The organism is Polaromonas sp. CT11-55 (assembly GCF_047303325.1).
Taxonomy (GTDB): Bacteria; Pseudomonadota; Gammaproteobacteria; order Burkholderiales; family Burkholderiaceae_C; genus Polaromonas.
In genome coordinates this window covers 1-13,344 of the sequence record NZ_JBKBEX010000005.1, presented here as the reverse complement: position 1 = coordinate 13,344, position 13,344 = coordinate 1, and the positions used below count along the sequence as shown (strand labels likewise).

Genomic DNA, 13,344 nt, shown 5'->3' with positions numbered 1-13,344 from the left:
CAATGCCTTTAATTATGCCTTCAGCACCCGGCCCGGGTTCATCAGGTTCAGCGGATCCAGGCCTTGCTTGATGGCGCGCATCATGTCCAGCGCCACGGGTGATTTGTGCTTGGGCAGCGTGTCGACCTTGAGGCTGCCGACACCGTGTTCGGCCGAGATCGAGCCCCGGTAGCGGTCCACCGCCTCGTAGACCAGGGCGTTCATGGGGAGCTCTTTTTCGTTGAGGAAACGCGCCTGGTCTTCGTTCTCCGGCGCCTGCACGTTGTAGTGCAGGTTGCCGTCGCCCAGGTGGCCGTAGACGACCATGCGCGCGCCCGGAAAACGCTCAAGCAGCAGCGCATTGGTTTCCGCCACGAATTCCGGAATGCGCGACACATTGATGGAGATGTCGTGCTTGATGTTCAGGCCCTCTTCGGCCTGCGCCATCGGGATGCTTTCACGGATGTGCCACAGCGCGTGGGCCTGTGCCATGCTCTCGGCGACCACGGCGTCGGCGACGCAGCCGGCTTCCATGGCGGCCTCGAGCAGGCGCTCGAAGCATTCACGCGCATGGGTTTCCGATTCGTTGTCCGAGTTCTCCAGTACCACGCACCAGGCGTGCTCCTGCCAGAACGGCACGCGCTGCTGCGGGAAATGTTTGGCCACCAGTCCCAGCGCGAACTGGCCCATGACCTCAAAACCGGTCAGGCCCGAACCCAGATGTTCATGCGCCAGGCCCAGCAACTGCACGGCGGCCTCCAGCGAAGGCACGGCGGCAAAGGCGGTGAGCTGGGATTTGGGCATGGGGTAGAGCTTCATGGTCGCGCCGGTGATCACGCCCAGCGTGCCTTCGCTGCCTATGAACAGGTGGCGCAGGTCGTAGCCGGTGTTGTCCTTGCGCAGGCCCGTGAGGCCGTCCCAGATCTCACCCTGCGCGTTCACGACTTCCAGCCCCAGACAGAGGTCGCGCGTGTTGCCGTAGCGCACGACCTGGGTGCCGCCGGCGTTGGTGCCGAGGTTGCCGCCTATGGTGCAGCTTCCTTCAGAGGCCAGGCTCAGGGGAAACAGGAAACCGGCTTTTTCGCAGGCTTCCTGCAGGTTTTGCAGCACGCAGCCGGCGTCGACGGTGATGGTCAGGTTGCCGGCGTCGAGCGTGCGCACCTTGTTCATGCGCGTGAGGCTCAGCACGACCTGCGTACCGCTGGCGTCCGGTGTCGACCCCACCACCATGCCGGTATTGCCGCCTTGCGGCACGATGCTCACGCGTGCCGCGGCGCAGGCCTTCACCACGGCCGCGACTTCCTGCGTGGAGCCGGGACGCACCACGGCCAGGGCTTTGCCGGTTTCGCGTTTGCGCCAGTCCTGCACCCAGGGCGTCAGGTCGCCGTCGGTCAGGACGTTGGTGGCGCCTACGATCTGGCGCAGGGATTCAATCAGGGAGGTGTGCGTGCTCACGGTGTTCGGCTTCAGGTTAGGGGGTTGAGGGGACCGGGATATTTTTCAGGCGCACGCGCACATGCAGCGCGCAGGCGGCAAACAGCGTCAGGCACAGCACCACTTCAATGAGGCCCAGGTAGTTGCCCGGCGCGCGGTCGCTCCAGGCCCGCACCACGCCCTCAGTGAAATACAGCCACACCAGCAGGCTGAGCCAGCGGTAGGTGTACATGCGATTTTTCAGGATGCCGGCCAGGGGGATGCACAGCGGCAGCACCTTGAGCGCCAGCAGCGAGCCGCCCGGCCGTATGGGCGCCAGCCACATTTCCCAGGCCAGGCCCAGCACGATGAGGCCCAGCAGGCTGGCCAGCGCCAGGCGGCGGGTAAGGTCTATTTGCTCTGTTTTGTTCATGGAAATCCAAATGTCAATGGCATGATACCGGGGATGAAATTCCAGCAATACCTGCAGGACCTCCTGGCCGACCTGTCGCGCTTCCCGTGGCGCGGCACGGCGCTGACCCTGCGCGACCGTTTCCGCGAAGACCACATGGGCCTGACGGCCAGCAGCCTGACCTTCACCACCTCGATTGCGCTGGTGCCTTTTTTCACCGTGGCGCTGGCGATTTTCACGGCCTTCCCGATGTTTTCGAAACTGCAGGGCGCGCTGCAGGCCTGGCTGGTGCAGAGCCTGATCCCCGACAACATCGCGCGCCAGGTGCTGGGCTACCTCACCCAGTTCAGCCGCCAGGCCAACAAGCTGGGCATTGCCGGCCTGGCTGTGCTGCTGGTCACGGCCATCGCGCTCATCCTCACCATAGACCGCACCCTGAACGGCATCTGGCGCGTCAAGAAGGCGCGCTCGCTGGCTCAGCGCGTGCTGATCTATTGGGCCGCCATCACGCTGGGCCCGCTCCTGCTAGCGGCCAGCCTGGCGGTTACCTCCTATGTGCTGTCGGCCTCGGGCGGCCTGGTGGGCGCCTTGCCGGTCAGCCTGCGTTTCCTGCTCAGCGTCCTGCAGTTTTTCCTGGTGGCCGGCGGCATGGCGGCGATGTACCGCTATGTGCCCAACACCTTTGTGAAATGGTCGCATGCCTGGGCGGGAGGTTTGTTCGTCGCCGCCGGCATCGAGGTGGCCAAGCGCGCGCTCAGCCTTTACCTGGGCGCGGTGCCCACCTATTCGCTGGTCTACGGCGCCTTCGCGACCCTGCCTATCCTGCTGGTGTGGATTTACCTCTCCTGGGTCATCGTGCTGATGGGTGCGGTGATCGCCGCCTACCTGCCCAGCCTGCTGGCCGGCGTGGCGCGCCGAGGCAGCGCGCACGGCTGGCACTTCCAGCTTGCCGTCGAAGTGCTGCAGCAACTGCACAAGGCGTTATCCACGCCGCGAAAAGGCCTGAGCGCCTCGCAGCTGGCCGAGCGGCTCCAGGTGGATGGCCTGCAACTCGAGCCGGTGCTGGAAACCCTGGTGGCGCTGGACTGGGTGGGCCAGCTCAACGAATCCGAAGGCGAGGACGAAGCGCGCTTCCTGCTGCTGGCCGATCCCGACGCCACGCCCCTGGAGCCGCTGATGCAAGAGTTGCTGCTCGACAAGGCCGAGGCGGTGCAGGGCTTGTGGGGAAAAGCCCGCTGGCCCGAGCTGCGGCTGCGTGACGCGCTGTAAAGCGCCGGTTCACCCCGAAAAAAACCGATAGATCGCCAGGGGAATTCTTGTTCGCGACAAGGCGCTGTAACAAAATCAAGCCCCCTGTTTTTCAATGCACAAAAAGATGCCAGAAAAAACTAACGCCCGGGAAAAACTTGACGGCGCCATCGCCCAGGAGCGGCAGGCGCAGCGCGATGCCAAGCAGATTTATGAAGAGCTGACCGCCAAGATGTGGGCCTACCAGACCGGCAGCGGCCCCGCACCCACCAACGAAGACTTCGAGCAGTGGAGCCATGCCGTGGAGCAGCGCGTCAAGATCAAGCAACTCGGCATCCGCGTGGAAGGCGAGCCCGGCGGCGCGTAACGTGGTGCAAAACTGGCTTGGGCCTGTGCCCCCTTCCCCTGGTTCGGCAGAAGCTCATAAGCTCAGGTTTTAAAAGCGTCAACCTTTTGTCAAGGTTGTTAAGCCTTCGTCACCTCCGCCACGTTTCGTTGCTTTTGTTCGGCCGTGACTTCAAGCGGGCGAGTCGGATTCTTACAAGGTGCACACGCGGCCCCGGTCAAGATTCTCCGCATCCCTCAACCCCAGCCGGAGAAAACCGTGACACCACCTGCTTATCCGATCGCCGATGCATCCCTGAAAAACGAGCCCATCGACATCACCCAGGAAGCCTCTTTGAACTACTGGGTCGCCACACTGGCCTGCAGCGAACTGGAATTGCGCGTGGCCGTGGCCGAAGTCGGCCCCGCGGCCAAGGATGTAAGCAATGAGCTGGGGAGGACTTTATGAGCGCCATGCCTCCCACGCTTCCGCTGCCGCCCGGGCCGCTCGCGGTCCGTGTCAAGGAGCCCTCGGCCGGCCTGTTTTACTGGGTGGTCACCCAGCTGTCCACCGATGAGCGCGGCGCCGATGTCCGCATCGAAGGCTCTGACCACCCTTATCCCACCCATGAAGCCGCGCTGCACGCCGGCGCGGCCTGCCTGAAGGCGCTCAAGGCCAGCATTTTTCAGCCCCAAGGCCCGCACTAGCGCACGGGCTTACGTGTTGTGGGTGGCTCGCCTGAAGGCCTGCACCCACATATCGCGGTACATCACCCAGTCGCCCATAAAACTGTAAAGCGGCCGCTTGAAGGACGCGGGCTTGTTCTTTTCGAAGCCGAAGTGGCCTATCCAGGCGAAACCGTAACCGCACAGCAGCCCAGCCAGCAGCCACCACGGGTTGCGCGTGGCGACCAGCGCCGCCAGGCACAGCAGCGTGAGGCTGGAGCCCACAAAATGCAGGCGCCGGCAGGTCGGATTGCGATGCTCGCCCAGGTAGAACGGATAAAAGCTCGCGAAGGAATCGAAGCTGCGCGGGTCGACAGGTGGGCTGACGGGTGTCGTGGGCTGGCCGCTTTGCACGGCGTCGCTGGGCGTGGCATTCATGGTGGTGTCTCCTGCGTCGGGCTACCATCGTGATAGCCCCGTGTCGCTCACCATTTTGCGGGCCTGGCCATAATAGTCAATCCTTGCTTTCTCCCGCATGCATCTCCCCATCACGCCGCCAGCGGCACCCTCCAGCTTGCAGGACCTTCCCGTGAACTGGGTGGTTTGCCTGTGCGCCGACTGGTGCGGCCTGTGCCGCGACTACGCTGAAGTTTTCGCGCAGATGGCGGCGCGGTATCCGGACAGCCGCTTTGCCTGGCTGGACATCGAGGACGAGGCCGAGCTGGTCGGCGACATCGACGTGGAGACTTTTCCCACGCTGCTGGTCGCCGATGCGGGTGGCACGCGTTTTCTGGGGCCGCTGATGCCGCAGGCGCAAACCCTCTCGCGCCTTCTCGATTCACTGGCGCAGCCGGGCCAGCCCGCCACGTCCCATCTGCCTTCCACCCAGGCCTTGTTGCGGGGTCTGGCGGCGGCACCCCAGCATTGGATCCCGGCTGGCTAGGCGACGGAAAACGGCACCTTCAGAAATCCCCTGAAGCGCGCACGGCCGCCGCGCGTGGGGCTGGCGCTTAACCGGTAACTCGGGAAGCGCTGAAGAAATCGCCCAATCGCGATGCGGCCTTCGAGCCGCGCCAGGCTGAGCCCGGCGCACTGGTGGATGCCGAAGCCAAAGGCGAGGTGGCGGTTGTCCCGGCGTGCCAGGTCCAGCTCGTCGGGACGCGCAAACTGCGCCGGGTCGCGATTCGCCGCGCCTATGCACAGCGTCAGCAGGCTGCCGGCGGGTAGCTGAACGCCGCCAATGGCCGTATCGGCCCGTGCGCGCCGGTTGCTGAACTGGTTGGACGACTCGAACCGCAGGAACTCATCGACGGCCGGCACCATGAGCGCCTCAAGCCCCTGCGCGTCATGCGCCAGTGCTTGCATGCGGGGCAGCAGGGCGGCCAGCGCCGCCGGCCGCTCCTGCAGCGCCACCAGCGCGTTGCCTATCAGGTTGGTGGTGGTTTCATGGCCGGCGTTGAGGATGAACACGCAGTTCTGCAGCAGCTCGGTTTCGCTGAGCCTGTCAGGCCCCATCTCGCCGCCTATCAGCCGCGTCAGCACGTCGTGCTCGGGGTCGCCCGGGTGGCGGCGCCTGTCGGCCACCAGGTCCCGCAGGTAGGCCGTGAACTCGCGCACGCTGCGGTTGCCCAGGGCTTCCTGCTCCGGCGTGAGCTTGGGTTCCAGCGCGCCCAGTATCGCCAGCGACCAGCCGCGCAGCGGCGCGCGGTCCGCATGCGGCACGCCCAGCAGGTTGCCGATGATCTCCACCGGGATGGCCGAGGCGAAGTCCTCGACCAGGTCGCCGCCGCCCCTGGCCGCGATGCCGTCGAGCAGGCCATCGACCAGCGCCACCAGGCCAGGCTCCATGTCGGCAATCGCGCGCCGTGTCAGCGCGCCCATGATGAGCTTGCGCACGCGCGTGTGCAGCGGTGGATCGTTGAACACCAGGCTGGCGGTGTGGTGCTCAAACAGCGCGGAGGCCGCGCCGTACTTGGGCTCGAACTCCACTTTTTTGTCGGAGCTGAAAGTTTGCGTGTCGCGGTAGACCGCCACCAGGTCGGCGTGGCGCGTCAGGAAGAAGGAGCCGTCGGGCATGCGGCGTATCGGCTCGCGTTCTCTCAGGGCCGCGTACACCGGATAAGGGTTGGCGTAGAAGTCCGCGGGCAGGGCGCGCAGGTCGAATGACCTGGCAATCTCTCCCACTCGCTGGAGTGACATGAAGGGCGTCATGGCGAAGGAATGGACGGCAGGCATGAATTGATTCTGGCAGTTTTGGCGGCGCTGGATGTCGCAGGGCGGCACGCCGAGCTTTCAGCCGCAGACTGTGGCCAAGATACACTTGAATACATACTGACTAAACCCACGGAGGGGATTTTGAGAAACGCTGCTTTGTTAAAACTGCTGGGATCTTGCCTGGCTGTGCTGTTGATGGTGGGTTGTGCCACGAGTGTGCCCCTGCAACGGGCACAGGTCGACTCCTTCCGCACGGGTGATTCGGCCTCGGACCTTCAGGCCAAACTGGGCAAATCCACGCCTACCCTGGAGCATTCGTTTGACTACGCCGGTGCGCAGTACCTGGCCAGGCATTTCAACCTGCAGACCGGCATGCAGCAAAGCGGCACGGTGGTCTGCACCCCCACCTGCATGTACATCCCCATCATGGTTCCCGTTTACACGCAGTTCGTGATCGTCTACGGCGACGCGGGCCGTACCGTGCGGGCCTACGGAACGCTGGAAGAACTCAGCAAGAGCCCGGAGGAATCCATCAGCGCACTCATGCCCGGACTGAAGCTCGCCATGGAAAAAGCCCAGGCCGAGAAAAAGAAGGGCTAGGCGATGATTCGACTTTTTGCTGCGCTGTGCCTGGCGCTTCTCACATCGGGTTGCCTCACCACCATTTCGCACTACCAGCTGTCTCAGTTCAACCGCGGAATGTCGGCACCGGAAGTGAGCGAAAAACTCAAGAAGCCGCCGCTCATCAGCATCCCGGTGGTAGCTGATGGACGGTCATTTGTTTTCGACCGGTATTTTCTGAACAACGGCATGGGCGCGGACATTTACTACCTTGCCTATGAGAAAAACGGTCTGGTGTTCTGGGGTTATGTCAGTGAGTTCCGCCGGCACCCTGATGCGACGCTGGGGCGCGCCGTAGACCAGGCCATCCTGGTTCCAACGCCTGCTGCGACGCGCTAGCTTGGCATCACGGTGTTAAAGCCGGGCTAAAGATTCCCGGCAAACAGTTTGCGCATCAGCATCTTGCGCAAGCTCGTGGCCTCGTCCAGGCCCAGCCGCTGCAAGTAAGCCGGCGGCGCTTCGCGGTCCGTCCACAGGCTTTTGACGAGCATGGCCGCCAGCTCGGCCGGGTGCTGGCTGGCGTGCTGCATTTGCCTGAGCGCGCCGATGATGCGTAACTCGTCGGCCGTCAGGTCAGTGCCGAAGGGGAAGTCGGGCAGCAGCGCTGACCCGCTCCAGGGCTGCAGCCGGGCGCGCAGCACCTCGGGCAGGTTCTGGCGATGCTGCGCTGGCACCTCGTAGCCGGCGTCCAGCTTGCCGGCGGCCTTGGCTTGCGCGACAAGATCGTCCTGAAAGCGCGAGTCGGCAATCGCGATCAGCCGCTTGACGACTTCGCCGTCGGGCTGGGCGCGCAGGTCGGCCACACCGTATTCGGTGATGACCACGTCGCGCAGGTGGCGCGGGATGGTTTCGTACGCATAGTTCCACACCAGGGTGCTGCGCACGCCGTCCTTGCGCTCATAGGTGGCGCGCAGCATCAGGATGGAGCGCGCATCGGGCAAGGCGTGCGCCATGGCCACAAAGTTGTATTGCCCGCCCACGCCCGAGACGACCTGTCCCGACTCCAGCCCATCGGACACCGCCGCGCCCAGCAACGTGACCATCATGGTCGTGTTGATGAAGCGGCCCTGGGTGCGCTGTGCCTGTTTGAGGCGGCTCTGGCCCTGGAGCTGGTTGATGAAAGCTATGCGCGTCATGTCGATTTTGGCCAGCGCCTCGGGTGGCATGGCGCGCAGGTGCTCGTAAAAATCGGTGGGGCCGAGGAAGAAGCCTCCATGCAGGACTACGCCGCCCGCCAGGCGAGTTCCCAAGCCGCCGGCCTCTTGCAAGGCAATGCGTACGGCAGCGTCGCCCAGCCGGTTGGCGATGCGCGTGCCGGCCACGTCGAGCACACCCTCCTGCGCAAGGCGGACCTTGCCGCTGAGCACGCCAAAGCGTTGCAGGAACGCCAGGTCGCCGGCGCTCAGCACGGAGTTGATCCGGCCTGCGTCCATCAAGGCGGCAAGCGTGTCAGTACTGACCGCCAGGCCTGGAGCGCGGCCTTCGTTAACCAGGTTCTGCAAGGCCAAATCGTCAAACACCTCGCGCCGCACAATACCCGCTTCAATGAGCTTGAGCAGCCCGTTGACGAACATCTCCGAGCATGCATAGAGGCCCTGATCAAAACCGCCCAGCTCGCGGCCCTGCGGTCCGTCCGGACACAGGGTCGCCATGATGCGGCGGTAGCCCTCGTTGTCGCTGTCCCGCACGATCAGCGCCTGCGCGATGGCGTCACCCAGCGCGCCTATGCCGATCTGCAGCGTGCCGCCGTCGGCCACCAGGCTGGCGGCATGCAGGCCGATGGCGTAGTCGGCTGTGCCGACCTTGTTATTGGGCGGCGCAAACAGGGTGTGCGTGGCCTCCGCGTCCGTCACCAGCACGTCAAAAAAACCGGCAGGCGCCACTGCATGGTTAGGCATGAAAGGCATCTGGCGATTGATAACGCCCACCTTCAGCAGCAGCTTGCCCTGCGCGGCCTGGCGCTCGGCGAGTTCAAAAGTCACGTCGGGGTTGCTGCCCAGGGACAGCACGAGTTCGCTGCCCACGTCACGCGCGGCGGCGGCCTGCGCGATCACGTTCACGCCCAGCACCCCCATGTCGCGGGCGACAAAGGTGTAGTTGGTGGCGATATAGGCCTGCTGCGCGCGGCTGTTGCCGAGGTAGTCGCCGGTCTTGAAGAAGAACTCGGAGACTTCGATATGCGGCGGCAGCACGCCCGCGCGCAGGTCTTTCACATAGTCGAGATCGGGGTAGTCCTTGAACACCCGTTCGACCAGCGGCGCGAGAAAGTTTTGCTCCAGCTCGCTTTTACCTTCGGGTTTTTCCAGTGACAGCGCGGTGATGATCTTCAGGCGCCTGGGATTCGCCTCGCCGCCCATGGCCTTGATGCGGCGGTAGAGCAGGTTCACAAAGGGGTTGGGTTTGCCTATGCCCAGCGGCAGCCCGAGCACGATGTCACCCTCCACCGCGGCGAGCACATGCTCCACCGCCTGCGCGAGTGTGGGGACGAGGAGAGAGCTTGCCATCCGATGTGTCAGGCTGATGGGGCCTGGAGGAAATCGCGGATCGCGAACAGCACCTCTTCGGGTGCCTCGGTCATCATCTGGTGGCCGGCTTGCAGCAGCACGGTTTTGCCATTTTTCGCCTTGGCCTGCAGCGGTGCCGCCATTTTGGGCAAGGTCATGGAATCGCCTTTGCCGAGGATGAACAGCACCGGGCACTGCACCTTGTCCATGGCGGCTTCACCGGCCGTGTAGTCGTCGCAGGCTTTGAAGCCGCGGTGAAACAGGTTGACCTGGGTATTGCTGGCCAGCACCCGCCGCATCAGGGCTTTGGAGCCTCCGTACAGCCAGGTGCCCGGGCCCAGCGCCGAGGGCGGCGGCGCCAGCATGGAATGCGAGAAGGTGTTCACCATATCGATGGCCTTCATCGGCTGGTTTAGCGCGCTGTCCAGCAACGCGGGCGAAACCTTCATCGGGGCGGCGGTGCCCAGCAAGGCCAGGCGCGCCACCCGCTGAGGCGCGATGGATGCCGCATGCAGGGCCGTGAGGGAGCCAAAACTGTGGCCTGCCAGCGTGACGGTTTTCACGCCGGCCGCGTCGAGCAGGGCGATGACGAAGGCAGCCGCTTCCTCCACCGACCGGGGCGGTTCGCCTTCGCTTTTGCAGTGGCCGGGTAGGTCCGGTGCCAGCACGTTGAACCCATGGTGCGCGAAATAGCGCGTTTGCAGAATCCAGATGCTGTGGTCATTGAGCACGCCGTGGATGAACACCACGGTCGGCTTGGCGGCCTCAAAAGGCTTGCCGCCGGTGTAGCAATAAGTTTTATGGCCGTTGACGTCGAGGTACATGCTCAGGCTCCCGCTTTCATGGGGGCGGTACCGGCCGCTTTTTCGGCGGCCTTGAGGGCGCGCTTGAGGTCGTCGATCAGGTCGTCCGGGTCTTCCAGGCCTATGGACAGGCGTATCGTGCCCTGCGTGATGCCGCCGGCCGCCAGCGCCTCGTCCGTCATGCGAAAGTGGGTGGTGCTGGCCGGGTGGATGACCAGGCTGCGGCAGTCGCCGACATTGGCCAGGTGGCTGAACACCTTGAGCGCCTCGATAAAGGCTTTGCCCTGCGCGCGGTTGCCTTTGATGTCGAAGCTGAACACCGAACCCGCCCCGCGCGGCAACAGCTTTTTGGCCAGCGCGTGGCTGGGATGGGATTCGAGCAGGGGATGGCCCACGCGAGAGACCAGCGGGTGGCTGGCCAGGAATTCGACCACTTTTTCGGTATTGCCCATGTGCCGCGCCATGCGCAGCGGCAGGGTTTCTATGCCCTGCAGGATCAGCCAGGCCGTGTGCGGGCTCATGCAGGCGCCGAAATCGCGCAGGCCTTCGCGCCGCGCGCGCAGCAAAAAGGCGCCCACCGTGCTTTCCTCGCTGAACACCATGTTGTGAAAGCCATCGTAGGCTTCGGTCAATTCGGCGAATTTGCCGGATTTTTCCCAGTCGAAGCTGCCGCCGTCCACCACGATGCCGCCTATGACGGTGCCGTGGCCGCTCAGGAACTTGGTGGCCGAGTGGTAGACCAGGTCGGCGCCGTGGTCGAAAGGCTTGATAAGCCAGGGCGAGGTCAGGGTGGAATCCACCAGCAGCGGCACGCCCGTCTCATGGGCCAGGGCCGACACCGCCGGAATGTCCAGCACGTCTAGCCCTGGGTTACCCACGGTTTCGCCGAAAAACAGCTTTGTGGTGGGCCGCACGGCCGCGCGCCAGCCGTCGATGTCGCCGGGCTTGACGAAAGTCGTGTCAATCCCGAAGCGGCGCATGGTGTAGTGCAGCAGGTTCTGGCTGCCGCCGTAGAGCGCCGTCGAGGCCACGATGTGCGAGCCGGCCCCCATCAGCGTGGCGATGGACAGGTGCAGCGCGGCCTGGCCGCTGGCGGTGGCGATCGCGCCTATGCCGCCCTCCAGCGCCGACACGCGCTGCTCCAGCACCGCGTTGGTCGGGTTGCTGATGCGCGAATAGACGTGGCCCGCGCGCTCCAGGTTAAAGAGGCTGGCCGCGTGATCGCTGGATTCGAAGACGAAGGAGGTGGTCAGGTGAATCGGCACGGCGCGCGCGCCGGTGGTTGGGTCGGGCGCGGCACCCGCGTGCAGTGCGAGGGTGTCGAAGCCGGGATCGGAATAACCGGGCATGGGTTTGTCTCCAGTCAGAAAAAGTGGCGGTGCGCGGGGAAATTGTTGCAACCGGCCGTTTGATTGTGGGCTATATTTAAACTGAATTCCTCTTCCCGCCGCGCTGCGGTGGGACAATGGGGGCATGTTGGCAGCACAACCGAGGAGATCGCCATGAAGGTTCTAGACATACTGCGTGTCAAAGGCAACACGCTTTACACCGTCCAGCCCGATGAACCCCTGGCCAAGGCGGCGCAGGTCATGGCCGACAAAGACATAGGCTCGCTGGTCGTCATGGAGCACGGCGACCTGGTCGGCATGCTGACCTTCCGCGAGGTCATCGTCTACATCGTCAAGAACGGCGGCGAGATCGGCAGCACGCTGGTGCGCACCGCCATGGACGACCACCCGCTCACCTGCACCTCCGAAACCGAACTCGACGAGGTCCGCCGCATGATGCTGGAGCGCCACGCGCGCTACATGCCCGTGATGAACCAGAAAGTCCTGATGGGCGTGATCAGCCTCTACGACGTCGCCAAGGCCGTGGTCGACAGCCAGAACTTCGAAAACAAGATGCTCAAGGCCTATATCCGCGACTGGCCGGCCGAGGACGCCGCCGACCACAATTAAAAAGCCGGCGCCCGGCAGCGTGCCGGGCCGCCAATTCCTGAAACAACAATAACGGCCTGGTGCGCAAGGCACGCAGGGCGCAAGCGAGGGCAGGGGTGAGCGACAAGCGTGATGCCGGCGGGCTGCTGTTTTATGCCTCGCTGTTTTTCTCCCGGCTGGCCGACCAGATACTGCTGTTCCTCGTGCCCCTGGTGGTGTTCGAGACCACCGGCAGCGTCGCCTGGTCGGGCATTGCCTTCACCCTCGAAACCCTTCCGCGCTTTTTGGCTTTTCCGGTCTGCGGCATGCTGTGCGATCGCGTCTCGCCGCTCAAGCTGCTGCGCATCAGCCAGCTCTACCGAGCGCTGGTGTGCATTGCCGGCGTGATTGCCTTCCAGTGGGCGGGCGGCGTCGGCTGGCTGATCGCGCTGTCCGCCGTCTGCGGCGTTCTGACGACCCAGGGCCTGATGGCCCGCGAGGTCATGCTGCCGCAGATTTTTCGCCAGCACCGCTTTGAAAAAGTGCTGGCCCACGCGCAGCTCGCCGACCAGCTCGGCATGGTGCTGGGCCCCTTGCTGGCGTCTCTGCTGTTGCGCTGGATGCCTTGGCCCATGGTGGTCGGCGCGACGGCGGTGTTTTTCCTCATCGCCGACGGCGCCGTGACCTGGTGGCATCGCCAAAGCGCCGTCACGCTCGCGGCGCCCGAACCGGCGCCCGGCCACTGGACCGCCCCCATACGCACCGCCTTGTCACAGGTGCTGCACCTGCCGGGCTTGAAGCAGGTGATCGCGTTGGCTGCAGGCGTCAATCTCGTCATAGGCGTCACCCTGGCCACCTCGGCCGCCATGGTGACCGGCCTGCTGCAGCGCTCGGCCGGCGACTACGCCGTGTTGCAAACGGCAGGCGCCGTGGCCACTGTCATCATTCTGCTGTTCATCGCCCGTACTGTGTTGCCGCTGCGCACCCTGGGCCTGGTGTCTTACACCGTGATGTTGGCCGGCGGGCTGCTCACTGGACTGGCCGGCAACTTCTGGGTCTACACCGCCGGTTTTTTGCTGGTGATCGGGTTTGACAAGATGTTCAACGTCTACATCCGCAGCCTGCGGCAAAAGCTCATCCCGCCCAAGGACCTGGGCAAGACCACCGGCGTGATTGTGATGTTCAACAATTTGTCGCAGCCGCTGGCCGGGATGCTGGTGGGGGTGTTTGCCGGGGTGATGGAG

At 64.4% G+C, this 13,344-nt stretch carries 16 protein-coding genes; 9 read left to right on the top strand and 7 right to left on the bottom strand.

The features are described 5' to 3' along the window. Nucleotides 1-12: 12 nt before the first annotated feature. Nucleotides 13-1,434 (bottom strand): FAD-binding oxidoreductase, encoded by a 1,422-nt coding sequence (locus ACEN8I_RS07030; protein ID WP_413327598.1) that lies wholly within the window; start codon nt 1,432-1,434, stop codon nt 13-15. Between the two features lie 16 nt (nt 1,435-1,450). Beyond that, a complete protein-coding gene (locus tag ACEN8I_RS07025; RefSeq protein WP_413327597.1) occupies nt 1,451-1,825 on the bottom strand; it encodes a DUF2069 domain-containing protein in 375 nt (124 codons plus the stop codon). 33 nt (nt 1,826-1,858) lie between these two features. Between ACEN8I_RS07025 and ACEN8I_RS07020 the strand changes: the two genes are divergently transcribed. From ACEN8I_RS07020 to ACEN8I_RS07005, 4 genes are all read left to right on the top strand, one after another. Then, nucleotides 1,859-3,073, top strand: coding sequence for a YihY family inner membrane protein (locus ACEN8I_RS07020; protein WP_413327596.1), 1,215 nt, complete (start codon nt 1,859-1,861; stop codon nt 3,071-3,073). Between the two features lie 106 nt (nt 3,074-3,179). After that, nucleotides 3,180-3,419 carry a hypothetical protein gene (locus ACEN8I_RS07015; RefSeq protein ID WP_413327595.1) on the top strand — a complete coding sequence of 80 codons (240 nt, stop codon included), beginning with the start codon at nt 3,180-3,182 and terminating at the stop codon, nt 3,417-3,419. Between the two features lie 237 nt (nt 3,420-3,656). After that, entirely contained in the window at nt 3,657-3,845 is a 189-nt protein-coding gene (locus ACEN8I_RS07010) for a DUF3606 domain-containing protein (protein ID WP_007865240.1), read from the top strand. Then, the gene (locus ACEN8I_RS07005; protein ID WP_413327594.1) at nt 3,842-4,084 is read left to right on the top strand and encodes a hypothetical protein; all 243 of its coding nucleotides are present in this window, start codon (nt 3,842-3,844) and stop codon (nt 4,082-4,084) included. The genes ACEN8I_RS07010 and ACEN8I_RS07005 overlap by 4 nt, the downstream gene beginning before the upstream one ends. A gap of 9 nt (nt 4,085-4,093) precedes the next feature. Here ACEN8I_RS07005 and ACEN8I_RS07000 read toward each other — a convergent pair whose 3' ends face one another. After that, entirely contained in the window at nt 4,094-4,480 is a 387-nt protein-coding gene (locus ACEN8I_RS07000; RefSeq protein ID WP_413327593.1) for an Mpo1-like protein, read from the bottom strand. Nucleotides 4,481-4,577: 97 nt separating this feature from the next. Between ACEN8I_RS07000 and ACEN8I_RS06995 the strand changes: the two genes are divergently transcribed. After that, nucleotides 4,578-4,985, top strand: a complete 408-nt coding sequence (locus ACEN8I_RS06995; protein ID WP_413327592.1) for a thioredoxin family protein — start codon at nt 4,578-4,580, stop codon at nt 4,983-4,985. On the opposite strand, the gene ACEN8I_RS06990 is transcribed toward ACEN8I_RS06995, so the two are convergent. Next, on the bottom strand, nt 4,982-6,253 hold the full coding sequence (locus ACEN8I_RS06990) for a cytochrome P450 (protein WP_413327779.1): 1,272 nt from the start codon (nt 6,251-6,253) through the stop codon (nt 4,982-4,984). The genes ACEN8I_RS06995 and ACEN8I_RS06990 overlap by 4 nt on opposite strands. Before the next feature lie 159 nt (nt 6,254-6,412). Between ACEN8I_RS06990 and ACEN8I_RS06985 the strand changes: the two genes are divergently transcribed. Both ACEN8I_RS06985 and ACEN8I_RS06980 read left to right on the top strand, forming a co-directional pair. After that, nucleotides 6,413-6,856 carry a hypothetical protein gene (locus ACEN8I_RS06985; RefSeq protein WP_413327591.1) on the top strand — a complete coding sequence of 148 codons (444 nt, stop codon included), beginning with the start codon at nt 6,413-6,415 and terminating at the stop codon, nt 6,854-6,856. 3 nt (nt 6,857-6,859) lie between these two features. Next, nucleotides 6,860-7,216, top strand: coding sequence for a hypothetical protein (locus tag ACEN8I_RS06980; protein WP_413327590.1), 357 nt, complete (start codon nt 6,860-6,862; stop codon nt 7,214-7,216). A gap of 26 nt (nt 7,217-7,242) precedes the next feature. On the opposite strand, the gene ACEN8I_RS06975 is transcribed toward ACEN8I_RS06980, so the two are convergent. From ACEN8I_RS06975 to ACEN8I_RS06965, 3 genes are read right to left on the bottom strand one after another with little or no spacing between them, the layout of a single operon-like run. Beyond that, nucleotides 7,243-9,381, bottom strand: a complete 2,139-nt coding sequence (locus ACEN8I_RS06975; RefSeq protein ID WP_413327589.1) for an acetyl-CoA hydrolase/transferase C-terminal domain-containing protein — start codon at nt 9,379-9,381, stop codon at nt 7,243-7,245. A gap of 8 nt (nt 9,382-9,389) precedes the next feature. Then, on the bottom strand, nt 9,390-10,205 hold the full coding sequence (locus ACEN8I_RS06970; RefSeq protein ID WP_413327588.1) for an alpha/beta fold hydrolase: 816 nt from the start codon (nt 10,203-10,205) through the stop codon (nt 9,390-9,392). Between the two features lie 2 nt (nt 10,206-10,207). Next, nucleotides 10,208-11,533, bottom strand: a complete 1,326-nt coding sequence (locus ACEN8I_RS06965) for an O-acetylhomoserine aminocarboxypropyltransferase (protein WP_413327587.1) — start codon at nt 11,531-11,533, stop codon at nt 10,208-10,210. Between the two features lie 153 nt (nt 11,534-11,686). Here ACEN8I_RS06965 and ACEN8I_RS06960 point away from each other — a divergent pair, with 153 nt between their 5' ends. After that, a complete protein-coding gene (locus ACEN8I_RS06960) occupies nt 11,687-12,142 on the top strand; it encodes a CBS domain-containing protein (protein WP_007865225.1) in 456 nt (151 codons plus the stop codon). A 95-nt stretch (nt 12,143-12,237) separates the two neighbouring features. Beyond that, the coding region (locus ACEN8I_RS06955; protein ID WP_413327586.1) for an MFS transporter at nt 12,238-13,344 on the top strand (1,107 nt) is incomplete at its 3' end.